This is a genomic window from Pseudomonas sp. W15Feb34 (assembly GCF_023127765.1).
Classification (GTDB): domain Bacteria; phylum Pseudomonadota; class Gammaproteobacteria; order Pseudomonadales; family Pseudomonadaceae; genus Aquipseudomonas; species Aquipseudomonas synxantha_A.
In genome coordinates this window covers 43,540-66,161 of record NZ_SPKN01000001.1, presented here as the reverse complement: position 1 = coordinate 66,161, position 22,622 = coordinate 43,540, and the positions used below count along the sequence as shown (strand labels likewise).

The following is a 22,622-nucleotide window of genomic DNA, read 5'->3' as shown; positions in this document are numbered from 1 at the left end:
AAAGCGGAACCAATAGCGGCCGTTACCTAAATAACGGATATGTACTCGGTCTGATCCAGCATCCTGGTCGGCCCTGAGGCCGCCATCGGGGGCAAGCCCCCTCCCACCTGAAATGCATTCCAACATGTGGAAGGGGTGATGCGACGACTCGCCTTGCCCCGGTAGCATCGGAACAGTCGACTCAAAGCCGCTGAATGGTCACCGCCCCCGCAGGCCCGGCCGGCCCCGGCTGCCCTTCAAGCCCCGGCCGACCCTTGTCGCCACCATCGGCGCGGTACACCAGGCAGCCCTTGGACTGCCCACCCTTGCCAGGTTTACCCGCCACGCCAGGCAACCCACCGGCACCGCCGTCCACCCAGACCTTGATTTGCTCAATCGGGAAGTCCTGCGGCAATTCCAGGCGTACCTGTGCGCCCGCCGCACCCGGCAGGCCGTCACCACCGTTGTCACCGTTAAACCCGCGCCCGGCCGAACCCCAGGTGCAGCCTGGGTCCACGCCGTTGGCGCCATCCAGGCCCGCGTACCCTTGGGCACCGGCACCGCCGCGGGCGTCTACCGACAACGCTTCAGCAGTGAGGGAATTGATCCGCAAGGTCAGGTCACGCCCAGCCTTGGCAGGTTTTTCATGGGTGCCGGGGGCGCCGCGGGACGTGATCTGGCTACCCTGCTCCAGTTGCGCCTGGCGCACTTGCATTTGCAGCGCGCTAGCGCCGGGAACAATGGTGATGCGTGCGTCACGCCCCAGGTGCAACTCATCCACAGTGACCTGACTGATAGTGGCCGGAATCAGCAAAGTGCCATAGTCCGCCACGTCCAGGCGCTCAAGCTGCAACACGCTGGTACTGCTGGGCAGGCGCATCAACGAGTTGGTTTCGACACTGACGCTCTGGGCCAGGGCAATGGGGCTGACCAGCAGGGCCAACAGAAAAACCTTACGCATCATGGGGCTCCTGAGTGTTTTCAAATTTTTCTTTGAGCGCACAGTAACGACTTCTACCGGCGATTTGCCAGTGAAGGATCAAAAAACTTCCGCAGGTACGGTACAAGCCGCCGTGGCCCTGACCGCAATGTCCTAGGCTCGCACGCCCAGCCGCGCTAGTCTCTACCGTCCTGATGTGAGGATCTGCAATGACCGCTGGAATTTCTTCCCGTACACCCCAGCAAGCCCTGGCTGCCCTGCTTGAGTTGCACCAGCCCAAACGCCTGCTGTTATTGGGCGCCAGCCAGTTTCCGGCGCTGGAGGCGTTTAAAACCGCGCACCCGGATGTGAACGTCTGTGTCGCCGCACCTGGGCCACTGCCTGCCGAACTGGCAGCGCAGCGTTTTGATTTGGCGCTGGTAGTCGATTGCCTTGAACACTTGCCCAAGCCTCAAGGTCTGACGCTTCTGGGCGGCATTCGAAACCTCAATGCCAGCCGGATCGCGGTGCTGGTCGACCTGCGTGCCTGCGACTGGAAGGACACCGACTTCTTTTCCCTGGCCCTGCAAGCCGGCGAGCGCTTCCAGCGCGATGAGCAAGTTCTGACGCTGTTTACCTATGATCTGCTTGACTATAAACAAGTGCCCGACTGGCTCAACGCACGCTTCTGGGCCAACCCGGAGAATTTTGGAAAGTATTGGTGGTAACCCGATGAGTACATCCATTTGCCCGTGCGGCAGCGGCAATCTGCTGGATGCCTGCTGCGGCCATTATCACGCCGGCCACCCGGCGCCCTGTGCCAGTGCGTTGATGCGCTCGCGCTACAGCGCCTATGTGCTGGGCCTGGTCGATTACCTGGTGGCCACCACCCTGCCCGCGCAACAGGCCGGTCTGGACCGCAACGCCATCGCCGCCTGGAGTGCGCAGAGCACCTGGCTGGGCCTCGAGGTGGAAAGCTCCGAGGTCTTCGGCGGCCAGCCGGAACACGCGTTCGTCACCTTTACTGCGCGCTGGCATGACAGCACCGGCGAACATAGCCACCGCGAGCAGTCTTCTTTCGTACAGAATGAGGGGCGCTGGTACTTCATCGACCCTACGGTGGAACTGAAGGCCGGGCGTAATGACCCGTGCCTGTGCGGCAGTGGGCAGAAGTTCAAGAAGTGCTGTTCCAGCTACCTTTAATTCACTCACAGGGATAACGCCATGCTTCGGATTTATAGCTTGATGCTGGCGTTAATCCTGGGCCTGACCGGCTGCGCCTCGTGGTTCGAAGATGACTCGCCGCCACCTCACGTATCGCTGGTGAAGGTCGAAGTCGTGCGCGCCAAGCTGCTGGAGCAGAAATTCAAACTCTACTTTCGCGTGGACAACCGCGACGATGCCGACCTGACCGTGCGCGGCCTGATCTACAAGGTCACCCTTGGCGATCTGGTGTTGACCGAAGGCGAATCCAATGAATGGCTGACCGTGCCGCCGCGCGGTCATAAAGTCTTCCGGGTCTCGGTACGCACCAACCTCTGGCCACGCGTACGCGATGTGGTGCAGATGCTGAAAAATCCCGAGCGCCCCGTGCCCTATCGTCTGGAGGGCGAGCTGAAAACCGGATTATTCATCGGTAATGACGTGCAGGTGGCTCACAATGGCGAGATAATCCCCGGCGATTTTATTCCGGAGCAACATCGATGACTCAGCAACCCCATGTCCATGGTCCTGACTGCAACCACGATCACGATCACCATGATCACGACCACGGCCATGTCCACGGGCCGAACTGCGGCCACGCTCACCAGGAACCGGTGCGCAACGCCTTGAAGGATGTTGGCCGCAACGATCCGTGCCCGTGCGGCAGCGAGAAGAAATTCAAGAAGTGCCATGGCGCATAAGCCGCACTGATGATCAAAATGTGGGAGGGGGCTTTCTCCCTCCTACATTGATTTGCACATAGCTTGAGCACTCACGCAATTACACAACTCCCGCTTGCGTCGTTTCGCCGCGCTCACTAACGTAGCGCCTTTACTGACGCTACCCCCCGCAGGAGCTTTGCCATGGCCTCGCCAGCCCTCTTACACTTTCTTCCCCGGTTCGGCGTTGCCGCGGCAGTGGCCAGTGCCTTGGGCCTGGCGGGTTGCCAGCTCCAGAACACCCAGGACACCCTGCCACCCGTGGCTGGCGTACAGCCAATCAAGGGCCTGGCACAGAATGTATCGATACGCCGCAATGCCCAAGGCATGCCGCTGATCGAAAGCAACACCTTCCACGACGCGCTGTTCAGCCTTGGTTATGTGCACGCCAGCGACCGCATTACCCAGATGGTCACTTTGCGCCTGCTGGCACAGGGCCGCCTGGCGGAAATGTCCGGGCCGCAAGTGCTGGATGTCGACCGTTTCATGCGTGCGGTCAACCTCAAGAAAAGCGCGGGCGAGCTGTACAACGCCTCGTCGCCGCGCCTCAAGCGCTTCTTTGAAGTGTATGCCCGGGGCGTCAATGCCTACCTGTTCCGCTATCGCGACAAGCTGCCGGCGGACCTGGCCCAAAGCGGTTACACACCCGAATACTGGAAGCCGGAAGACTCGGCGCTGCTGTTCTGCCTGCTCAATTTCAGCGAGTCGAGCAACCTGCAGGAAGAGATTTCGTCCTTGGTGCTGGCGCAAAAGGTCGGCGTCGACAAACTCGCCTGGCTCATCCCAAGCGCGCCGGACGAAGCCGTGCCGCTGGCCGAGGCCGACAAGCTCAAGGGCGTGAACCTGGGGCAGATCAGCGGCCTCGCCGCCCTGGACACGGTAAGCCAGCAGTTGAGCGGCCTCAACACGCTCGGGGTCACCACCTCAAGCAACTGGGCCATCGCCCCGCAACGCAGCCGCAGCGGCAAAAGCCTGCTGGCCAACGATATCGCCGCCACGCCACAAGCCCCGTCGCCATGGAGCTACGTGCAGATTCGCGCGCCTAAATATCAGGCCGTGGGTGCTTCGATCGCTGGCCTGCCGACCCTGCTATCCGGTTTCAACGGCAAGGTGGCGTGGAGCATGAGCGCGGTCAAGGGCGACACCCAGGACCTGTTCCTGGAGAAGGTCAAGCGCCAGGGCAACGCGTTGTACTACGAGAACAACGGCAAATGGCTGCCGGCTGGCGTGCGCAACGAAACCTTCTTTATCAAGGGCCAGCGCTCGATTCGCGAAACGGTGTACGAAACCCGTCACGGCGCGCTGCTCAATAGCAGCCAGGCTCTCACCAGCGGTCTTGGCCTGGCCCTGCAGACTGCCGACTTCAAGGAAGACAAGAGCCTGGACGCGTTCTTCGACCTGTCCCGTGCGCAAAACGCCGGCAAGGCCTCGGACGCCACTCGCGAGATTCGCGCCATCGCGTTGAACATGATCTTTGCCGACGCCAGCAATATCGGCTGGCAAGTCACCGGTCGCTTCCCCAACCGCCGCGAGGGCGAGGGCCTGTTGCCATCGCCGGGTTGGGACACGCGCTTTGACTGGGACGGTTATGCCGATGCGATGCTGCACCCCTACGACCAGGACCCGGCCCAGGGCTGGATCGGCACGGCCAACCAGCGCACCGCACCGCGTGGCTACGGGATGCAACTGTCCAACTCCTGGGACGCACCGGAGCGCAGCGAACGTCTGGCGCAACTGGCCGGTGCCGGCAAGCATGACAGCCGCAGCCTGATCGCCATGCAATACGACCAGACCACGACCTTCGCCGCCAAGCTCAAGAGCATGTTCCAGGCTCCGGGCATGGCCCAGCCGCTCAAGCAGGCAATCGACGCCCTGCCGCCAGCGGAGCGCGCCAAGGCTCGCGAAGCACTGGAGCGCCTGATGGCCTTCGATGGTCGCCTTGCGCCAACCTCGGCTGACGCGGCGATCTACGAGCTGTTCCTGCAGGAAAGCGCCAGGCAGATTTTCCTCGACAAACTCGGCCCGCAAGACAGCGCCAGCTGGAAAGCCTTTGTCAGCAACGCCAGCCTGTCCTACTCAGCCATCGCCGACCACCTGCTGGGCCGCGAAGACAGTCCGTTCTGGGATGACACGCGGACCGCGCAAAAAGAAGACAAACCGGCGATCCTGGCCCGCACGCTTGCCGCCGCTATCACTGCCGGTGACAGCCAACTGGGTGCCGATCACAAAGCCTGGCAGTGGGGCAAGCTGCACAGCACCACCTGGAAAAACACCAGTGGCCAGGTGATTCGCGGCCCCTTCGCCAGTGGTGGCGACCACAACACCTTGAACCCGGCGCCGTATAACTGGGGTGAGGATTTCAACACCACCCAGGTGTCGGCGCTGCGCATGATCATCGACTTCGGCCTGGCCGAACCCATGCTGGGCCAGGGCGGTATCGGCCAGTCCGGCAACCCGGCCAGCCCGAACTATGCCAACGGCATCGACCCGGCGCTCAAGGCGCAATACCTGAGCTTCCCGATGCAGCCGCAGAACTTTGAAAAGGTGTATGGCAAGATCAGGTTGACCCTGACGCCCGGCAAGTAACCCGGTTTCCCAGCAGAAACCGAATCCAAATGTGGGAGGGGGCTTGCTCCCGATAGCGGTGTGACAGTCAACACATTCATTGACTGAACTACTGCTATCGGGAGCACGCCCCCTCCCACATTTGGATCCCATGCATTCAGATAGAACTTCTACACCCAGCCCCGCCTCATAACTAACAAGCCCATCTCCCCGGTCACCCCATGGACCTCGTCATCGCCCGCCCCGAAGGCCTCTATTGCCCTGCGGGTGATTTTTATATCGACCCCTGGCACCCGGTGGAGCGCGCCGTGATCACCCACGCCCACGGCGATCATGCGCGCACCGGCAACCAACATTACCTGGCCGCGGCCCCCGGCGAAGGTATCCTGCGCTGGCGCCTGGGCCAGGACATCAACCTGCAAACCCTGGCCTATGGCGAGCAGTTGGTGCATCACGGTGTTACCTTGAGTTTCCATCCAGCCGGTCACGTGCTCGGTTCGGCTCAGGTGCGCCTGGAATATCAGGGTGAAGTCTGGGTCGCGTCCGGCGACTATAAGGTCGAACCCGATGGCACCTGCGCGCCTTTCGAGCCGGTGCGTTGCCACACCTTTATCACCGAATCCACTTTTGGCCTGCCGATCTACCGATGGCAGCCCCAAGCGCAGATCTTTGCCGGGATCAATGACTGGTGGCAGGCCAATATCGCCACGGGCAAGGCCAGCGTGCTGTTCTGCTATTCCTTCGGCAAGGCCCAGCGCATTCTGCATGGCCTCGACGCCAGCATCGGTCCGATCCTCAGCCATGGCGCCGTCGAGCCGTTGAACCGGGTCTACCGCGAGGCCGGCATCTACATTCCCGAAACCCTGTATGCCGGAGATTTCAAGAAGACCGACCCGTTGCTGCGCCAAGCCTTGATCATCGCCCCGCCCTCCGCCGGCGGCAGCACCTGGATGCGCCGTTTTGGCGACTACAGCGACGCCTTCGCCAGCGGCTGGATGCGCCTTCGCGGTACACGGCGCCGGCGCGGGGTGGATCGCGGCTTTGTGCTGTCGGACCACGCCGATTGGCCCGGGCTGCTGTGGGCCATCGAACAAACCGGCGCCGAACGGGTGATGGTTACCCACGGTTCGGTCGGAGTGCTGGTACGCCACCTGCGAGAAAAGGGCCTGGACGCCCAGGGCTTCAGCACCGAATACGGTGATGACGAAGAAGAGGCCACGGCATGAAAGCCTTCGCCGAGCTGTACGCCAACCTCGACGCCACCACCTCCAGCAATGCCAAGCTCGCAGCCCTGCAAGCCTACTTCCTGCAAGCGCCGCCGGAAGATGCGGCATGGGCGGTGTACTTCCTCTCCGGCGGGCGACCACGGCAACTGGTGCCCACACGCTTGCTCAGGGATATGGCGACTGAGGCGGCGAGCATCGAGCCGTGGCTGTTCGAAGAGAGCTACCAGTCCGTAGGCGACCTGGCCGAAACCATCTCCCTGCTGCTCCCCGAATCGACCTACAGCTCTGAAGACGGGCTTGCCGTGTGGCTGGAAGAAAAACTGCTGCCGCTGCGCGGTCTATCGCCCATGGACCTTGCCGCGCGCCTGCCGGCGCTATGGGCGCAACTGGATCAACCGAGCCTGATGGTGTGCATCAAATTGATCACCGGCAGCTTTCGCGTCGGCGTCTCCAAACTGCTGGTTACCCGCGCTCTTGCCGCCATGGCCAATCTGGATAGCAAGCGCGTGGCGCAGCGGTTGGTGGGCTATACCGACCTGTCCAACCGTCCTACAGCCGAGGGTTATCTCAAGCTGATCGCTGCCGAATCATCCGACGAACATGCACAACGCGGCGGGCAGCCGTATCCGTTTTTTCTCGCCCACGGGCTGGCGCAACCCGTCGAGCAATTCGACAGCCTGCTCGGCCCCCCCGCCGACTGGCAGGTGGAATGGAAGTTCGATGGCATCCGTGCGCAGTTGGTCAAGCGCGAGGGGCGCCTGTGGATCTGGTCACGAGGCGAAGAGTTGGTGACCGAGCGTTTCCCCGAGCTTCACAGCCTGGTCAGTGGCCTGCCCGACGGCACGGTGATCGATGGCGAAATCGTGGTGTGGAAAGACGCGGTGCAACCCTTTGCGCTGCTGCAACAGCGGATCGGTCGAAAAACCCTGAGTAAAAAGGTGCTTGAGGATGCGCCCGTCGCCGTGCTCGCTTACGACCTGCTGGAGTATCAGGGCGACGACTGGCGCAACCACATCCAGGCCGAGCGCCGCACGCAATTGGAACAGGTGATCGCTGTGTGCAACCAACCGGTGCTGTTGCCTTCGCCGCTGATCGAGGGGCCAACCTGGGCAGCGCTGGCGACCCAACGCGAAGCCTCTCGCAGCCTTAGTGTTGAAGGCATGATGCTCAAGGATCGCAAGGGCCTTTACGGTGTGGGCCGCACCAAGGACATGGGCCTGTGGTTCAAATGGAAGGTCGACCCCTTCAGCGTCGACGCCGTGTTGATCTACGCCCAGCGCGGCCATGGCCGGCGCGCCAGCCTGTACAGCGACTACACCTTCGCGGTATGGGACGGCCCGCCGGGCAGCGAGCGCACGTTGGTGCCGTTCGCCAAGGCCTATTCCGGGCTGACCGACGAGGAAATGCGCAAGGTCGATGCGATTGTGCGCAAAACCACCGTGGAGAAGTTCGGCCCGGTCAGCAGCGTGACGCCAAGCATGGTGTTTGAATTGGGGTTTGAGGGTATCGCCCTGTCCAAGCGGCATAAGAGCGGGATTGCGGTGCGGTTTCCGCGCATGTTGCGCTGGCGTCAGGACAAGACGGTGGAAGAGGCTGACAACCTCGCCACACTGCAAGACCTACTGACTTGACATAAATCCCTGTGGGAGGGGCTTGCTCCCTCCCACATTGGGATCCCCACAGACCTGCAATGGTGCACTCACTTTCAGATGCCCATTTTCGGGCATCTCCTACACTCAGCCTTGCCTTATCCCACCTTTTAAAAAGCCCGTCCGGAACTATGGTGCAGAAATTGCTACTTGTGCTGCGTCTGACACCGTTCAGTAACAGTCCTAAACGCGCCACAAGCGCTTATCTTGGTTTCCAGGGAATACATAATGAAAAAAGCATTGCTGACCCTTTCTGCACTGGCTCTGTGCATGGCCGCTGGTGTCGCTACCGCCAAGGAATACAAGGAATTGCGTTTTGGTGTCGACCCGTCCTACGCACCGTTCGAATCCAAAGCCGCCGACGGCAGCCTGGTGGGCTTCGATATCGACCTGGGCAATGCGATCTGCGCGGAGCTGAAGGTCAAGTGCAAGTGGGTTGAAAGTGACTTCGACGGCATGATCCCAGGCCTCAAGGCCAACAAGTTCGATGGCGTGATTTCGTCCATGACCGTAACGCCGGTGCGCGAAAAGGCAATCGACTTCTCCACCGAGCTGTTCTCCGGCCCCACGTCGCTGGTGTTCAAGAAAGGGGCTGGCTACTCGACACCTGAGTCCCTCAAGGGCAAGTCCGTGGGCTACGAGCAAGGCACCATCCAGGAAGCCTACGCCAAGGCCGTGCTGGACAAAGCCGGGGTAACCACCAAGGCCTACGCCAACCAGGATCAGGTGTATGCCGACCTGACCTCCGGCCGCCTCGACGCGTCGGTGCAGGACATGCTGCAAGCCGAACTGGGCTTTCTCAAGTCGCCGGCTGGCGCCGGTTATGAAGTCAGCGCCGCCATCGACGACCCGTTGCTGCCGTCGAAAACCGCTGTCGGTATCAAAAAAGGTAACACTGAACTGAAGGCGCTTTTGGATAAAGGTATCAAAGCGTTACACGATGATGGCACCTACGCCACCATCCAGAAGAAACACTTTGGCGATTTGAACCTGTACAGCGGCAAATAATGCCTGGAGCGCCCCTCCCTGCAGGGGCGCTTTTCTATCGCCATAGGTCCTGATTTATGTTCGAAGAACTGTTGCAAACCCTCGGGTTGAGCGCGCTCAGCTTGAAGGGTTTCGGCCCGCTGTTGCTGCAAGGCACCTGGATGACCATCAAGTTGTCGGTGCTGTCCCTGGCCGTCAGCGTATTGCTGGGCCTGCTCGGCGCCAGCGCCAAACTGTCCAGCCTGCCGTTCCTGCGTATCCCCGCCCAGCTCTACACCACGCTGATTCGCGGGGTGCCCGACCTGGTGCTGATGCTGCTGATTTTCTACAGCCTGCAAACCTGGCTCAGCAGCTTTACCGACTTCATGGAATGGGAATACATCGAGATCGACCCGTTCAGCGCCGGGGTGATCACCCTGGGCTTTATCTACGGTGCCTATTTCACCGAAACGTTTCGCGGCGCTATCCTCGCCGTGCCCCGCGGCCAACTGGAAGCCGCCACTGCTTACGGGCTCAAGCGCGGGCAGCGGTTTCGCTACGTGACCTTCCCGCAGATGATGCGCTTCGCCCTGCCGGGCATAGGCAATAACTGGATGGTGATGCTCAAGGCCACCGCGCTGGTATCGATCATCGGCCTGGCAGACCTGGTGAAAGCCGCCCAGGATGCGGGCAAAAGTACCTATCAACTGTTCTACTTCCTGGTACTCGCCGCGCTGATCTACCTGTTGATCACCAGCGCCTCCAACTTTGTCTTGCGCCGTCTGGAACGTCGCTACTCCGCCGGCGCCCGGGAGGCAGTGCGATGATCGAGCTATTGCAGGAATACTGGCGCCCCTTCCTTTATAGCGACGGCCAGCACATCACCGGCCTTGCCATGACGATGTGGTTGCTGACGGCTGCACTGGTCATCGGCTTTCTGGTGTCGATCCCGCTGTCCATCGCCCGCGTCTCGCGCAAGCGCCTGGTACGTTGGCCGGTGCAGTTCTACACCTACCTGTTTCGCGGTACGCCGCTCTATATCCAGTTGCTGATCTGCTACACCGGTATCTACAGCATTGCCGCCGTACGCGAACAACCGCTGCTGGATGCGTTTTTTCGCGACGCGATGAACTGCACCATCCTGGCCTTCGCGCTCAACACTTGCGCCTACACCACGGAGATTTTCGCCGGGGCGATCCGCAGCATGGCGCATGGCGAAGTCGAGGCGGCCAAGGCTTACGGCCTCAGCGGCTGGAAGTTGTACGCCTACGTGATCATGCCGTCAGCGCTGCGCCGTGCGTTGCCCTATTACAGCAACGAAGTGATCCTGATGCTGCACTCGACCACGGTGGCGTTTACCGCAACGATCCCGGACATCCTGAAAGTGGCACGGGACGCCAACTCCGCCACCTTCATGACCTTTCAATCATTTGGCATCGCCGCGTTGATCTACCTGGCGGTGACCTTTGCCCTGGTCGGCCTGTTCCGCCTGGCGGAGCGCCGCTGGCTGGCCTTTCTCGGGCCGAGCCACTAAGGAGCCTTCATGCGCCATCAGCGACATGACCTGATCGCGCCGGTGCCCGGCACGGCGCGGCAGATCCACAGTTTTCACTTCGGCCCGCAGCAGGCCGCAGGCAAGGTCTACATCCAGTCGTCGCTGCACGCCGATGAATTGCCGGGCATGTTGGTGGCCTGGCATTTGAAAGTACGCCTGGCCGAGTTGGCCGCGGCCGGGCGCTTGCGTAGCGAAATCGTGCTGGTGCCGGTCGCCAACCCGGTGGGCCTCGAACAAGTGTTGATGGACATCCCCTTGGGCCGCTATGAACTGGAAAGCGGGCAGAACTTCAATCGCCTGTTCGTCGACCTTGGCGAAGAGGTCGGCAACCAGGTCGAAGAGCTGCTAGGCGATGATCCCCAGCACAATGCCCGCTTGATCCGCAGCGCATTGTCCAGCGCCCTCGCCGCGCACACCGCCCAGACCCAACTGCAATCCCAACGCCTGGTACTGCAACGCCTGGCCTGTGATGCCGACATGGTGCTCGACCTGCATTGCGACTTCGAAGCCGTGGCGCACCTGTACACCACACCTGAAGCCTGGCCACAGGTAGAGCCATTGGCGCGGTACCTCGGCTCCGAGGCCAACCTGCTGGCCACCGACTCCGGCGGGCAGTCCTTTGATGAGTGTTTCACCCTGGTGTGGTGGCAGTTGCAGCAACGTTTCGGCGAGCGCTTCCCGATTCCCATGGGCAGTTTTTCGGTGACCGTCGAACTGCGCGGCCAGGGCGATGTAAACCATGGTCTTGCCGCGCTGGACTGCCAGGCCATCATCGATTACCTGATCCACTTCGGCGCCATTACCGGCGATGTGACGCCCCTGCCCGCCCTGGCTTACCCGGCCACGCCATTGGCGGGTGTGGAGCCCGTCACCAGCCCAGTCGGCGGCTTGCTGGTGTTCAGTGCCTTGCCGGGTCAATACCTGGAGGCCGGGCAACTGCTCGCCGAAATCATCGATCCCATTACCGACCGCGTAACGCCGGTGCGCTGCGAGCACACCGGCCTGCTGTACGCCCGTTCGCTGCGACGCATGGCCACTGCCGGGATGGTCATCGGCCATATCGCCGGCACGCAGGCCTACCGCAGCGGCTATCTACTTTCGCCTTGAGGATGCACGCCCCATGTACAAACTGACCGTTGAAGGCCTGCATAAAAGCTATGGCGACAATGAAGTGCTCAAAGGTGTTTCGCTCAAGGCCAGGACCGGTGACGTGATCAGCCTGATCGGCGCCAGCGGCTCCGGCAAGAGCACGTTCCTGCGCTGTATCAACTTCCTGGAAACCCCCAACGATGGCGCCATGACCCTGGACGGCCAGGCGATCCGCATGGTCAGCGACCGCCACGGTATGCGCGTGGCCGACGACGCCGAGCTGCAACGCTTGCGCACACGGCTGGCGATGGTGTTCCAGCACTTCAACCTGTGGAGCCATATGAGCGTGCTGGAAAACATCACCATGGCCCCGCGCCGCGTGCTGGGGTGCAGCAAGAAAGACGCCGAAGACCGCGCCCGCCGCTATCTGGACAAGGTCGGGCTGCCGGCACGTGTAGCCGATCAGTACCCGGCGTTCCTGTCTGGCGGCCAGCAACAGCGGGTAGCCATCGCCCGCGCCCTGGCGATGGAGCCTGAGGTGATGCTGTTCGATGAACCCACCTCGGCCCTCGACCCGGAACTGGTGGGTGAAGTGTTGAAGGTGATCCAGGGCCTGGCCGAGGAAGGCCGCACCATGATCATGGTGACTCACGAGATGAGCTTTGCGCGCAAGGTCTCAAGCCAGGTGCTGTTCCTGCACAAGGGCCTGGTGGAAGAGCAAGGCACCCCCGAGGATGTGCTGGGCAATCCGAAAAGCGAGCGCCTGCAGCAGTTTCTAAGTGGCAATTTGAAGTAAACCTTTGTGACGCCTGGAGGGTCTCTGCAATAGAGCCTCCAGAGCGTCCGCTGCCGCATGGCAAAAAACCCCGATTTCGCCAAACAATGGTTTGCCGCCAAAGGTTGGAAACCGTTCGCCTTTCAGAAACATGTATGGGCAGCGGTCAAGGCTGGCCAGTCAGGGCTGCTGCATGCCAGTACCGGTGCAGGTAAAACCTATGCCTTGTGGTTCGCCGCCCTCAACCGTTTCGCCATCACCCGCCCGCCCGCTACCGGCAAGCGCAAGCCACCCGCTGAACCATTGACGGTGCTGTGGATCACGCCGATGCGTGCCTTGGCTGCCGATTCCGCACGTGCCCTGCAGGCACCCTTGGACGCCCTGCAAATTCCCTGGAGCGTGGGCCTGCGTACCGGCGACACCAGCAGCAGCGAGCGCGCACGCCAGACCCGCCGCCAACCCACCGCTCTGGTCACCACCCCGGAAAGCCTGACGCTGATGCTCGCACGGGCCGACAGTGAGACGAGCCTGGCGCACCTGCGCATGGTGATCGTGGATGAATGGCACGAGCTGATCGGCAATAAGCGCGGCGTGCAGTTGCAACTGGCGCTGGCGCGCTTGCGGCGCTGGCACCCTGAGTTGATGGTGTGGGGCATTTCCGCGACGCTGGGTAATCAGGCCCACGCTTTGGAGGTTCTGGTCCCACAGGGCGGTGGGATCAATGTACAGGGGCAGACGGCCAAGGCACTGCAGCTCGACACCTTGCTGCCGCCCGTCACCGAGCGCTTTCCCTGGGCCGGGCATATCGGCTTGAAGATGTTTCCGCAAGTGGTCGCAGAGGTAGAGGCCAGCAGCAGTTGCCTGGTCTTTACCAACACCCGGGCGCAATCGGAGATCTGGTATCAGGCGATTCTCGATGCCCGCCCGGACTGGGCCGGATTGATTGCCCTGCACCACGGCTCGTTATCGCGGGAGACCCGGGATTGGGTGGAGCGAGCATTGAAAGATGGGCAGCTCAAGGCGGTGGTGTGCACCTCCAGCCTCGACTTGGGTGTGGACTTCCTGCCGGTGGAGCGAGTGTTGCAGATCGGCTCCGCGAAAGGTGTGGCGCGGCTGATGCAACGCGCCGGGCGCTCCGGCCATGCACCGGGTCGGCCGTCACGGGTGACGCTGGTGCCGACCCATAGCCTGGAGCTGGTGGAGGCGGCTGCCGCCCAGGATGCAATTGCGCAGCGGCGCATCGAAGCGCGGGAATCGCCACACAAGCCGCTGGATGTGCTCGTGCAACACTTGGTCAGCATGGCCCTGGGGGGTGGGTTTACCCCGGATGCGCTGCTGGCGGAAGTGCGCGGCGCCTGGGCCTATCGCGATCTCACCGAAGCGGATTGGGCCTGGGCCCTGGGGTTTGTACGCCATGGTGGCCTGTCACTTACCGCCTATCCGGATTACCGCCGTGTTGAGCCCGATGAGCATGGCATCTGGCGTGTCCCGGATGCCCGCCTGGCACGCCGTCACCGCATGAGCGTCGGTACCATCGTCAGCGATGCCAGTATCCAGTTGAAATTCTGGAGCAAGGGTGGCGGCGGCAAGAACCTGGGCAGTGTCGAAGAGGGCTTTATTGCGCGGCTCAAGCCGGGGGATGGGTTTCTGTTCGCCGGGCGTTTGCTGGAATTGGTGCGCGTGGAAAACATGACCGCCTACGTGCGCCGCAGCAGAGCGAAAAAAGCCGCGGTGCCACGCTGGAATGGCGGGCGTATGCCGCTTTCCAATGAACTGGCCCAGGCGGTGGTCGAACGTTTTGATGCGGCGGCGCATGGGCACTTCGACGGCCCGGAGATGCAGGCGGTACAACCGTTGTTGCACACCCAACTGCGCTGGTCTGGCCTGCCGACGCGCGACAACCTGCTCGCCGAAACCCTGCAATCGCGAGAAGGCTGGCACCTGTTTCTGTACCCCTTCGCCGGCCGTCAGGTACACCTGGGCTTGGCGAGCTTATTGGCGTGGCGGGTCAGTCAGCAGCAGCCGGTGACCTTCTCCATAGCCGTGAATGATTATGGCCTGGAACTGTTGAGCGCCACGCCAGTGAACTGGTCGTTGTTGTTGAATACGGCGTTGCTGAGCCCACAGCGCTTGCTGGAGGATGTGGCCGCCAGCCTTAACGCAGGAGAACTGGCCCAGCGCCGCTTTCGCGAAATCGCGCGGATCGCCGGGCTGGTGTTCGCCGGGTATCCCGGTGCGCCGAAAAGCACGCGGCAGGTGCAGGCTTCCAGCGGATTATTCTTTGAAGTGTTCAAGCAATATGACCCGCAGAACCTGCTGCTGGCCCAGGCAGGGGAAGAAGTCTTGCGCGATGAGTTGGATATTCGTCGGCTGGAAGAGACATTAAGTCATCTATCGGCACTGAAACTGGACGTGCATACGATTCAGCGGCCCACGCCCCTGGCCTTCCCGCTGTTGGTGGAACGAATGCGCGAAAGCATGAGTTCGGAGAAGTTGTCGGAGCGCATCGCACGGATGGTCAAGGACCTGGAAAAAGTCGCCGACAAAGGAAAAGCTTGATGCATTGTGCACTGACGCTTGCAGGCGAAGAACTGTGGTTATTGGCGGACAAGGCCGTGTACTGGCCCGCTCGTCAGTGCCTGCTTATTGCCGATGCGCACTTTGGCAAAGCATCGGCCTATCGCAGCCTGGGACAACCTGTGCCCCAGGGCACCACCACGACGAATCTGGAACGCCTGGACAGGCTGTTGTCGGCACTGCCGTGCGCGCAGTTGATCTTTCTCGGTGACTTCCTGCATGGCCCAGGTTCTCACGCCAGCGGCACCCTCAGCGCGATCCGGGCCTGGCGTGCACGCAATGGCGAACTGGCCTTGACCTTGATTCGCGGCAATCACGATAAACGCGCCGGCGATCCCCCGGACGACTTGAGAATTGAGGTGGTCCCGGAGCCGCTATTGATGGGCCCTTTCGCCTTGCAACACGAACCCGACGTTCACCCCAGCCACCACGTATTGGCGGGGCACGTGCATCCGGTGTATCGCTTGCGCGGCAAAGGCCGTCAGCGCTTGCGCCTGCCGTGCTTCCAGATCGGTGAGCGGGTCAGCCTGCTGCCGGCGTTTGGCGCATTTACGGGAGGTTATGCCGTGGAGCAGGGTGATGACCGCCGAATCTTTGTGATCGGCGATCAAACCGTTTGGCCGATTCAGTGAAGTGCTGACCGGCCGTCCGAATATCAGGCGACGGGGGCCGGTGGTGGCTCGTCAGGCAGGGTAGGCTCACCTGGTTCGGTGGGCTGTGGGTAATCGGGCTCTGGTTGGCCGGGGGGAATGCCGCCCGCGTGAGCGGGGTTAGCCATCAGGGACCAGGCCAGAACACCAATCTGGTTGGGTTCAAGCCGGGCGAGTTCTGCGCTGATTCGCGGGTCGATCTTCATAAGGTACTCCTCAAGCGTGGCCCGACGCGTTTTGCACGCGCCGAGGCAGTACACCTGAATAGAGTCACTTTGTGCAGACTAATTCCCTTTAACCGTAGGAGCTTTCGATCAAGCGCGTGGGAGAGTGACGCCACGTTGGCCCTGGTACTTGCCGGCGCGGTCTTTGTAGGACACTTCACAAGCCTCGTCGGACTGCAGGAACAGCATCTGTGCCACGCCCTCATTGGCATAGATCTTTGCCGGCAAGGTGGTGGTGTTGGAGAACTCCAGGGTCACATGACCTTCCCACTCCGGCTCAAGCGGGGTGACGTTGACGATAATGCCGCAACGAGCGTAAGTGCTTTTACCCAGGCAGATGGTCAATACGTCGCGGGGAATGCGGAAGAATTCCACGGTACGCGCCAGGGCGAAGGAGTTGGGCGGGATGATGCACACGTCGCTCTTGACGTCGACGAAGCTTTTTTCATCGAAGTTCTTCGGATCGACAATCGCCGAATTGATGTTGGTGAACACCTTGAATTCATCGGCGCAACGCACGTCATAGCCATAGCTGGAGACCCCGTACGAAATCACCCGCTCATCACCTTCGCCACGAATCTGGCGCTCGACGAACGGCTCGATCATGCCGTGTTCCTGCGCCATGCGGCGAATCCACTTGTCCGATTTGATGCTCATGGCGGTGTCCTGAATAGCGAGGTGGAAAAATCTGTGGGCCATCTTACCGGGGCCAGCCTTGGGGTTCAAAGGCCGCAAGGGTTTTCTTGATCAAAGCCCTGCCCGCTATAAGCCTCAGCCAACGCGGCCGGGGCCGGGATTGCCGTCAGGGATGGCTGTAAATACCACCGCCAGTCACGAAAATAGAGAAACCTTCGGAAATACCATTGGCACGTTCCGGAAAAAGGGTTAAGGTGGCGCCACTGTGCTGCTTGTGTCACTGAGAATCTCTACACGATATGTTGAATTTCGATCCAACCATCTCCAAGAATTTTTCCTGCTCTTTGCACTCAGTCTCGGCCAGGGCTTTTCCTGAGTCGCAGTTAACTTTGTCCAAGGAGTTACACCATGTCTAATCGCCAAACTGGTACCGTTAAGTGGTTCAACGATGAAAAAGGCTTCGGCTTCATCACTCCACAATCCGGTGACGACCTGTTCGTTCACTTCAAAGCTATCCAATCCGACGGCTTCAAAAGCCTGAAAGAAGGCCAACAGGTTTCTTTCATCGCTACCCGCGGTCAGAAAGGCATGCAAGCTGAAGAAGTTCAAGTTATCTAACTTGTACTGACTCAGTCGAAAAACCCCGCCCTTAAAAGCGGGGTTTTTTTATGCCTGGATTTTGAGAGAGGCCTGAACAAAAGCCGGGCATAAAAAATGTGGGAGGGGGGCGTACCCCCTCCCACATCCAAGCTTTCAAGCTGCGTCGCTTACTGGAACAACGACTCACTCGACAAGCCATTCTTCTCAAGGATCTCACGCAAGCGCTTGAGGCCCTCCACCTGGATCTGCCGCACCCGCTCACGGGTCAGGCCAATCTCCAGGCCTACATCTTCCAGGGTGCTGCTCTCGTGACCACGCAGGCCGAAGCGGCGAATCACCACCTCACGCTGCTTGTCCGTAAGCTCTGACAGCCACTGGTCAATACTTTGGGAAAGATCATCGTCCTGCAACAGCTCGCAGGGATCGGTCGGGCGATCATCCGTCAGGGTGTCCAGCAGGGTTTTATCCGAATCCGGCCCCAGCGAGACATCGACCGACGATACACGCTCGTTAAGGCCCAGCATGCGCTTGACCTCCCCTACCGGTTTTTCCAGCAGGTTGGCGATCTCTTCAGGCGAAGGTTCATGATCGAGTTTTTGCGTCAGCTCACGCGCCGCCCGCAGGTAGACGTTGAGCTCCTTGACCACATGGATCGGCAGCCGGATCGTGCGGGTCTGATTCATGATCGCCCGTTCGATGGTCTGGCGAATCCACCAGGTGGCATACGTCGAGAAGCGGAAGCCCCGCTCGGGGTCGAACTTCTCCACCGCCCGAATCAAGCCCAGGTTGCCCTCTTCGATCAAGTCCAGCAGCGACAGCCCACGATTGACGTAGCGTCGGGCGATTTTCACCACCAGGCGCAGGTTGCTTTCAATCATGCGTTTGCGCCCAGCCGGATCGCCCTTCTGCGACAAGCGCGCAAAATGGACTTCTTCTTCGGGAGTGAGCAGAGGGGAAAAGCCGATTTCATTGAGGTACAACTGAGTCGCATCGAGCGCCCGAGTGTAGTCAATGTACTTGTGTTGCTTTAACGCGGAGGCGTTCCTGGATTTGGTACGAACTGAAGGTGGTGCCGCTCCTTCATTATCTGACATCGGATCCGTATCGATGCCGGTCTCCATAAGGAGAACCTCATCGTCGATGTCAAACTCCGGCGCTTCTTTACTGAGAGCCATTGTTATAGTCCTTTGGTGAGTTCGACCTCAAGCTCAAGCGACGCCTTTATCCTTGGCAACGCTGGAGCCTGTTCCTTCTACGTGAGGGAACAGGCTGTGCAACACATCAACGACGGGGCAGGAATTGCAGCGGATCTACAGGCTTCCCTTGGCGGCGAATCTCAAAGTGCAGTTTCACCCGGTCTGTGCCCGTTGAACCCATTTCGGCAATTGTCTGTCCGACTTTGACCTGCTGCCCCTCCCGAACCAACAGCCTGCGGTTATGACCGTAGGCACTGACGTAGGTATCGCTGTGTTTGATGATGACCAGCTCGCCGTAGCCCCGTAGACCACTCCCGGCGTACACCACCGTCCCATCAGACGCAGCTAAAACAGGCTGTCCCAAATCCCCGGCGATATCAATGCCTTTATTCAAACTACCGTTTGAAGAGAATTTTCCAATCAGTACGCCATTTGAAGGCCATCCCCAGCCGGTCGGCGCCGGCCCTGCAGGTGGCAACGGCGCGGGTGCGGGCTTGCTTGCAACGCTAGGCGAAGCACTGCCTGCAGGCCGGGTGATGACGGTGGTTTTGCTCGAAGACGATGGCGAAGATCCCGACTTTGTCACAACTGCCGTAGCCGCCGAACCTGTGCGGCCATCGAAACGAATGGTCTGCCCTGGATGAATGGTGTAGGGCACGGGAATGTTGTTACGAGCGGCCAGCGCCTTGTAGTCCCAGCCATAACGGAAGGCAATGGAGAACAGTGTGTCGCCTTTGCGCACCACATACTGGCCCGTGGTCACCGTGGGCCGCTGCGGTGCTGCGTTGGTGCGGTCAACGACACGCGCACCGCCCGATGGCGTGCTCGAGCAGGCGGCCAATAAGGAACTCAAGACAAGGCCAAGCACCAGTCGCTGAAAGCTTGTTTTACTCATTCGCTGCGCAGGACCTGTGAGACTCACCCGCCGCTCCCTTTGTGGTGGCTGAACGTTAACGCCTGGATCAGGCTTGAAATATGACGCAAGTATAACTGGGCATTGGCTTTTTACTGGCACCCGACTGAAACGAAAAATTCATCTTGTTCAATTACGGCTGCCAAGCCTGTTGATTCAATAGACCCCGGCGTAAGACACATCCTCGCCAGCAGAATTCACTGCCAGGGAATAAATGCTCAGGCCAAGGGGCCATTCAACAGCGGCACGAAGCGCACCGCGCCCAGCACGTGCCGGGAAAAACCTTCTTCCTCGCGGATAATAAGCATCAACTGTTGCACTTCGCCGGAGCCCACCGGGATGACCAGCCGCCCGCCCGGCGCCAACTGATCCAACAGAGCTTGAGGCACATCGGTGGCCACGGCGGTGACAATAATGCCGTTGTACGGCGCCAGCGCCGGCCAGCCTTCCCAGCCATCGCCCCAGCGAAACACCACGTTGCGCAGGTTCAGTTCTACCAGGCGCTCCTTGGCACGGTCCTGCAGCACCTTGATGCGCTCTACCGAAAACACTCGCTCTACCAACTGTGACAGCACAGCTGTCTGGTAACCGGAGCCGGTGCCGATCTCCAGCACCTTGTCCAGGGGCCCGGCCGCCAGCAACAGCTCGCTCATGCGCGCAACCATGTAGGGCTGGGAGATGGTCTGGTTGTGGCCGATAGGCAACGCCGTGTCTTCATAGGCGCGGTGCGCCAGGGCCTCATCGACAAACAGGTGCCGCGGCGTACGCCGAATCACTTCCAGCACCTGGGCGTTGGACAAGCCTTCTTCGTACAGACGCTGGATCAACCGCTCCCGGGTGCGCTGGGAAGTCATCCCGATGCCACGGCGCAACAAGTCGTCTTGTTCACGAGCCATCAACGCAGTCCCTCCAGCCAGCCATCGAGGCCACTGAAGGCATCACTGAAGGTGCGATCCAATTGCAACGGGGTAATTGACACATAGCCTTGCATCACCGCATGAAAATCCGTGCCTTCCCCGCCATCCTCGGCATCACCGGCCGCGGCGATCCAATAGCCTTCCTTGCCACGCGGGTCGACCACCTTCAGGGGCGCCGCCGCTCGCGCGCGATGGCCCAGGCGCGTCAGCTGGATACCGCGGATACGGTCGAGGGGCAGATTGGGAATATTCACGTTGAGTACCGTACGCGGCGGCAGGTCCAGAGACTCATGGGCCTGCACCAGCTTGCGCGCGAAATACGCCGCGGTCGCCAGGTTATCCAGTTGCCGCGAAGCAAAGGAAAAGGCGAACGCGGTGCGCCCCAGGAAGCGCCCTTCAAGGGCCGCCGCCACGGTGCCGGAATACAGCACGTCATCACCCAGGTTGGCGCCCAGGTTGATTCCCGAGACCACCAGGTCCGGCTCATGCTCCAGCAAACTGTTGATTGCCAGGTGCACGCAGTCGGTGGGGGTGCCGTTTACGCTGATAAAGCCATTGGCCAGAACCTGCGGGTGCAGCGGACGGTCGAGCGTCAGCGAACTGCTGGCGCCGCTCTTGTCCTGGTCGGGGGCAACCACCACGCACTCGGCGTAATCCTGCAGCGCAGCATAGAGCGCGGCAAGACCGGGTGCGGTGGCACCGTCATCGTTTGATATCAGAATACGCATGGGCTGTCCGTCTGCCCCACCGGCACCAGATCAACAAGCTCGCGCACCAAGACAGTGGCGAAGCATCCGGCCGGCAGGACGAATTCCAATTGCAGAATGTCAGGCCCGGGATAATGCCACGTCAACCCGCCAATGGGCAGTCGCAGAATGCGACGTTCCTGGCTCATTCCTGCATTCACCAGCCAATCACGTAGGTCGGATTCGCTGGCAGCGACAGATTGTTCCAGATCATGCGTAAGACCTTTCGCCGGCGAGTCGCCTTCGCCCCATTGTGGGCCAGTCGGGTGCAAGTCCAGGATCGCCAGGCGCGGGTCGCTGCATTCAGCCTCCCCGGCAGGGAAAAAGCTGCGACTGTCGGTAAAGGCCAGCAGGTCACCCACCTGGGCGCGCTGCCAGGAACCGTCGGCGACACGCGCTGCCAGCACTTTGTTGAACAAGTAGCTACGAGCGGTGGACAGCAACCGCGAACGCACGTTGCGTTGCTCCGGCAGGGCCTTGCGAGCAGCCCATTCACGGGCATCCACCACGTTGCCACCGTTGTGGCCAAAGCGCTGGGCGCCGAAATAATTGGGAATGCCATGCCGGGCAATCAACTGCAAACGCGCGTCGATGGCGGCGGTATCGCCGGCCAGTTGGGTCAGACGCAAGGTAAAGCCGTTGGCCGAATGCGCACCACGTTGCAACTTGCGCTTGTGGCGGGTGGTTTTCAGGATCTTGAGGGTGTCGTTTTCCGCACCGCTCAGGTCCGGGTCGGCCTTGCCGGGCAACTGTACGCTGAACCATTGGCGGGTCAGGGCCTGACGGTCCTTGAGCCCGGCATAGCTGACGGTGCGCAGCGGCACACCGGCGGCCTTGGCGATACGCCGTGCGGCCTCTTCAGTATTCAAGCCGCGCTTTTCCACCCACAGCCACAGGTGCTCACCGTCACCAGTCAACGGAATGTCCAGCACCTCATCAACCTGGAAGTCTTCTGCCGTCGCCTTCAGCACCGCGCTGCCCAAGGCCTCGCCGTAGGCCCGCGGGCCCAGCAGTTGCAAATCGTTCATGCGCGCAGCAACAAGGCAACGGAGTGCACGGCGATGCCCTCTTCACGACCGGTAAATCCGAGCTTTTCAGTGGTGGTGGCTTTCACGTTGACTTGATCCAGTTCAATTTGCAGGTCTGCGGCAATCAGCGCACGCATCGCTTCGATATGGGGGGCCATCTTGGGCGCCTGGGCCACGATGGTGTTGTCGACGTTGCCGACCTTCCAGCCCTTGGCATGGATCAACCCGACCACATGGCGCAGCAACACACGACTGTCCGCACCTTTGAAGGTCGGATCGGTGTCCGGAAAGTGCTTGCCGATATCGCCCAATGCCGCCGCGCCGAGCAAGGCATCGCTCAAGGCATGCAAGACAACGTCGCCGTCGGAATGAGCCAGCAACCCATGGTGGTGTGCGATGCGCACGCCGCCCAAGGTGATGAAATCGCCCTCAGCGAAACGGTGCACATCGTAGCCGTGGCCAATACGCATAAAAAAACGCCCCGATTTTA

General features: G+C 60.9%; 24 protein-coding genes. 15 read left to right on the top strand and 9 right to left on the bottom strand.

Going from position 1 to position 22,622, the window contains the following annotated elements; all coding sequences use genetic code 11:
• Nucleotides 1–181 precede the first annotated feature (181 nt).
• A complete protein-coding gene (locus tag E4O97_RS00300) occupies nucleotides 182–940 on the bottom strand; it encodes a collagen-like protein (RefSeq protein ID WP_078820485.1) in 759 nt (252 codons plus the stop codon).
• Nucleotides 941–1,128: 188 nt separating this feature from the next.
• On the opposite strand from E4O97_RS00300, the gene E4O97_RS00295 reads away from it, so the two are divergent.
• The 14 genes from E4O97_RS00295 (at nucleotide 1,129) to pdeM (ending at nucleotide 15,854) form a co-directional block, all read left to right on the top strand.
• Nucleotides 1,129–1,626: a DUF6231 family protein gene (locus E4O97_RS00295; protein ID WP_005785798.1), complete on the top strand. Its 498-nt coding sequence runs from the start codon at nucleotides 1,129–1,131 to the stop codon at nucleotides 1,624–1,626.
• Between the two features lie 4 nt (nucleotides 1,627–1,630).
• Entirely contained in the window at nucleotides 1,631–2,101 is a 471-nt protein-coding gene (locus E4O97_RS00290; protein WP_248128125.1) for a YchJ family protein, read from the top strand.
• Nucleotides 2,102–2,122: 21 nt separating this feature from the next.
• Entirely contained in the window at nucleotides 2,123–2,605 is a 483-nt protein-coding gene (locus tag E4O97_RS00285) for an LEA type 2 family protein (protein WP_228309477.1), read from the top strand.
• A complete protein-coding gene (locus E4O97_RS00280) occupies nucleotides 2,602–2,802 on the top strand; it encodes an SEC-C metal-binding domain-containing protein (RefSeq protein ID WP_003189235.1) in 201 nt (66 codons plus the stop codon). Before E4O97_RS00285 ends, E4O97_RS00280 begins: the two co-directional genes overlap by 4 nt.
• A gap of 162 nt (nucleotides 2,803–2,964) precedes the next feature.
• A complete protein-coding gene (locus tag E4O97_RS00275; protein WP_248160734.1) occupies nucleotides 2,965–5,406 on the top strand; it encodes a penicillin acylase family protein in 2,442 nt (813 codons plus the stop codon).
• 200 nt (nucleotides 5,407–5,606) lie between these two features.
• Nucleotides 5,607–6,611: a ligase-associated DNA damage response exonuclease gene (locus E4O97_RS00270; protein ID WP_248160733.1), complete on the top strand. Its 1,005-nt coding sequence runs from the start codon at nucleotides 5,607–5,609 to the stop codon at nucleotides 6,609–6,611.
• Nucleotides 6,608–8,242: an ATP-dependent DNA ligase gene (locus tag E4O97_RS00265; protein WP_248160732.1), complete on the top strand. Its 1,635-nt coding sequence runs from the start codon at nucleotides 6,608–6,610 to the stop codon at nucleotides 8,240–8,242. The genes E4O97_RS00270 and E4O97_RS00265 overlap by 4 nt, the downstream gene beginning before the upstream one ends.
• 246 nt (nucleotides 8,243–8,488) lie before the next feature.
• Entirely contained in the window at nucleotides 8,489–9,268 is a 780-nt protein-coding gene (locus E4O97_RS00260) for a transporter substrate-binding domain-containing protein (protein ID WP_005785784.1), read from the top strand.
• A gap of 56 nt (nucleotides 9,269–9,324) precedes the next feature.
• Nucleotides 9,325–10,053: an ABC transporter permease gene (locus E4O97_RS00255; RefSeq protein WP_005785781.1), complete on the top strand. Its 729-nt coding sequence runs from the start codon at nucleotides 9,325–9,327 to the stop codon at nucleotides 10,051–10,053.
• Nucleotides 10,050–10,760, top strand: coding sequence for an ABC transporter permease (locus E4O97_RS00250; RefSeq protein ID WP_032877354.1), 711 nt, complete (start codon nucleotides 10,050–10,052; stop codon nucleotides 10,758–10,760). The genes E4O97_RS00255 and E4O97_RS00250 overlap by 4 nt, the downstream gene beginning before the upstream one ends.
• Nucleotides 10,761–10,769: 9 nt before the next feature.
• Complete coding sequence (locus E4O97_RS00245; protein WP_248160731.1) at nucleotides 10,770–11,888, top strand: succinylglutamate desuccinylase/aspartoacylase family protein; 1,119 nt, start codon at nucleotides 10,770–10,772, stop codon at nucleotides 11,886–11,888.
• A 13-nt stretch (nucleotides 11,889–11,901) separates the two neighbouring features.
• Nucleotides 11,902–12,666 carry an ATP-binding cassette domain-containing protein gene (locus tag E4O97_RS00240; RefSeq protein ID WP_005785775.1) on the top strand — a complete coding sequence of 255 codons (765 nt, stop codon included), beginning with the start codon at nucleotides 11,902–11,904 and terminating at the stop codon, nucleotides 12,664–12,666.
• A gap of 57 nt (nucleotides 12,667–12,723) precedes the next feature.
• Nucleotides 12,724–15,204, top strand: a complete 2,481-nt coding sequence (locus E4O97_RS00235; RefSeq protein ID WP_248160730.1) for a ligase-associated DNA damage response DEXH box helicase — start codon at nucleotides 12,724–12,726, stop codon at nucleotides 15,202–15,204.
• A complete protein-coding gene (gene pdeM, locus E4O97_RS00230) occupies nucleotides 15,204–15,854 on the top strand; it encodes a ligase-associated DNA damage response endonuclease PdeM (RefSeq protein ID WP_078820477.1) in 651 nt (216 codons plus the stop codon). Before E4O97_RS00235 ends, pdeM begins: the two co-directional genes overlap by 1 nt.
• Before the next feature lie 23 nt (nucleotides 15,855–15,877).
• Here pdeM and E4O97_RS00225 read toward each other — a convergent pair whose 3' ends face one another.
• Nucleotides 15,878–16,078 carry a hypothetical protein gene (locus E4O97_RS00225; RefSeq protein WP_032877358.1) on the bottom strand — a complete coding sequence of 67 codons (201 nt, stop codon included), beginning with the start codon at nucleotides 16,076–16,078 and terminating at the stop codon, nucleotides 15,878–15,880.
• A gap of 108 nt (nucleotides 16,079–16,186) precedes the next feature.
• Nucleotides 16,187–16,753, bottom strand: a complete 567-nt coding sequence (dcd, locus tag E4O97_RS00220; RefSeq protein ID WP_003189215.1) for a dCTP deaminase — start codon at nucleotides 16,751–16,753, stop codon at nucleotides 16,187–16,189.
• 387 nt (nucleotides 16,754–17,140) lie between these two features.
• On the opposite strand from dcd, the gene E4O97_RS00215 reads away from it, so the two are divergent.
• The gene (locus E4O97_RS00215; protein WP_002554837.1) at nucleotides 17,141–17,350 is read left to right on the top strand and encodes a cold-shock protein; all 210 of its coding nucleotides are present in this window, start codon (nucleotides 17,141–17,143) and stop codon (nucleotides 17,348–17,350) included.
• A 149-nt stretch (nucleotides 17,351–17,499) separates the two neighbouring features.
• Here the strand turns inward: E4O97_RS00215 and rpoS are convergent, their stop codons facing one another.
• From rpoS to ispF, 6 genes are all read right to left on the bottom strand, one after another.
• Nucleotides 17,500–18,507 (bottom strand): RNA polymerase sigma factor RpoS, encoded by a 1,008-nt coding sequence (gene rpoS, locus E4O97_RS00210; protein ID WP_078820476.1) that lies wholly within the window; start codon nucleotides 18,505–18,507, stop codon nucleotides 17,500–17,502.
• A 106-nt stretch (nucleotides 18,508–18,613) separates the two neighbouring features.
• Nucleotides 18,614–19,450, bottom strand: coding sequence for a peptidoglycan DD-metalloendopeptidase family protein (locus tag E4O97_RS00205; protein WP_032877360.1), 837 nt, complete (start codon nucleotides 19,448–19,450; stop codon nucleotides 18,614–18,616).
• Between the two features lie 209 nt (nucleotides 19,451–19,659).
• A complete protein-coding gene (locus E4O97_RS00200; protein WP_010176736.1) occupies nucleotides 19,660–20,295 on the bottom strand; it encodes a protein-L-isoaspartate(D-aspartate) O-methyltransferase in 636 nt (211 codons plus the stop codon).
• A 41-nt stretch (nucleotides 20,296–20,336) separates the two neighbouring features.
• Nucleotides 20,337–21,086, bottom strand: coding sequence for a 5'/3'-nucleotidase SurE (surE, locus tag E4O97_RS00195; protein WP_005785760.1), 750 nt, complete (start codon nucleotides 21,084–21,086; stop codon nucleotides 20,337–20,339).
• A complete protein-coding gene (gene truD / locus E4O97_RS00190) occupies nucleotides 21,074–22,132 on the bottom strand; it encodes a tRNA pseudouridine(13) synthase TruD (RefSeq protein ID WP_032877362.1) in 1,059 nt (352 codons plus the stop codon). The genes surE and truD overlap by 13 nt, the downstream gene beginning before the upstream one ends.
• Nucleotides 22,129–22,602 carry a 2-C-methyl-D-erythritol 2,4-cyclodiphosphate synthase gene (ispF, locus tag E4O97_RS00185; protein WP_032877363.1) on the bottom strand — a complete coding sequence of 158 codons (474 nt, stop codon included), beginning with the start codon at nucleotides 22,600–22,602 and terminating at the stop codon, nucleotides 22,129–22,131. Before ispF ends, truD begins: the two co-directional genes overlap by 4 nt.
• Nucleotides 22,603–22,622 lie beyond the last annotated feature (20 nt).

Excerpts from the sequence above, each read along its gene's own strand:
- E4O97_RS00300 (WP_078820485.1), bottom strand. The coding sequence starts at position 940 with ATGCGTAAGGTTTTTCTGTTGGCCCTGCTGGTCAGCCCCATTGCCCTG.
- E4O97_RS00295 (WP_005785798.1), top strand. The coding sequence starts at position 1,129 with ATGACCGCTGGAATTTCTTCCCGTACACCCCAGCAAGCCCTGGCTGCC.
- E4O97_RS00290 (WP_248128125.1), top strand. The coding sequence starts at position 1,631 with ATGAGTACATCCATTTGCCCGTGCGGCAGCGGCAATCTGCTGGATGCC.
- E4O97_RS00285 (WP_228309477.1), top strand. The coding sequence starts at position 2,123 with ATGCTTCGGATTTATAGCTTGATGCTGGCGTTAATCCTGGGCCTGACC.
- E4O97_RS00280 (WP_003189235.1), top strand. The coding sequence starts at position 2,602 with ATGACTCAGCAACCCCATGTCCATGGTCCTGACTGCAACCACGATCAC.
- E4O97_RS00275 (WP_248160734.1), top strand. The coding sequence starts at position 2,965 with ATGGCCTCGCCAGCCCTCTTACACTTTCTTCCCCGGTTCGGCGTTGCC.
- E4O97_RS00270 (WP_248160733.1), top strand. The coding sequence starts at position 5,607 with ATGGACCTCGTCATCGCCCGCCCCGAAGGCCTCTATTGCCCTGCGGGT.
- E4O97_RS00265 (WP_248160732.1), top strand. The coding sequence starts at position 6,608 with ATGAAAGCCTTCGCCGAGCTGTACGCCAACCTCGACGCCACCACCTCC.
- E4O97_RS00260 (WP_005785784.1), top strand. The coding sequence starts at position 8,489 with ATGAAAAAAGCATTGCTGACCCTTTCTGCACTGGCTCTGTGCATGGCC.
- E4O97_RS00255 (WP_005785781.1), top strand. The coding sequence starts at position 9,325 with ATGTTCGAAGAACTGTTGCAAACCCTCGGGTTGAGCGCGCTCAGCTTG.
- E4O97_RS00250 (WP_032877354.1), top strand. The coding sequence starts at position 10,050 with ATGATCGAGCTATTGCAGGAATACTGGCGCCCCTTCCTTTATAGCGAC.
- E4O97_RS00245 (WP_248160731.1), top strand. The coding sequence starts at position 10,770 with ATGCGCCATCAGCGACATGACCTGATCGCGCCGGTGCCCGGCACGGCG.
- E4O97_RS00240 (WP_005785775.1), top strand. The coding sequence starts at position 11,902 with ATGTACAAACTGACCGTTGAAGGCCTGCATAAAAGCTATGGCGACAAT.
- E4O97_RS00235 (WP_248160730.1), top strand. The coding sequence starts at position 12,724 with ATGGCAAAAAACCCCGATTTCGCCAAACAATGGTTTGCCGCCAAAGGT.
- pdeM (WP_078820477.1), top strand. The coding sequence starts at position 15,204 with ATGCATTGTGCACTGACGCTTGCAGGCGAAGAACTGTGGTTATTGGCG.
- E4O97_RS00225 (WP_032877358.1), bottom strand. The coding sequence starts at position 16,078 with ATGAAGATCGACCCGCGAATCAGCGCAGAACTCGCCCGGCTTGAACCC.
- dcd (WP_003189215.1), bottom strand. The coding sequence starts at position 16,753 with ATGAGCATCAAATCGGACAAGTGGATTCGCCGCATGGCGCAGGAACAC.
- E4O97_RS00215 (WP_002554837.1), top strand. The coding sequence starts at position 17,141 with ATGTCTAATCGCCAAACTGGTACCGTTAAGTGGTTCAACGATGAAAAA.
- rpoS (WP_078820476.1), bottom strand. The coding sequence starts at position 18,507 with ATGGCTCTCAGTAAAGAAGCGCCGGAGTTTGACATCGACGATGAGGTT.
- E4O97_RS00200 (WP_010176736.1), bottom strand. The coding sequence starts at position 20,295 with ATGACTTCCCAGCGCACCCGGGAGCGGTTGATCCAGCGTCTGTACGAA.
- surE (WP_005785760.1), bottom strand. The coding sequence starts at position 21,086 with ATGCGTATTCTGATATCAAACGATGACGGTGCCACCGCACCCGGTCTT.
- truD (WP_032877362.1), bottom strand. The coding sequence starts at position 22,132 with ATGAACGATTTGCAACTGCTGGGCCCGCGGGCCTACGGCGAGGCCTTG.
- ispF (WP_032877363.1), bottom strand. The coding sequence starts at position 22,602 with ATGCGTATTGGCCACGGCTACGATGTGCACCGTTTCGCTGAGGGCGAT.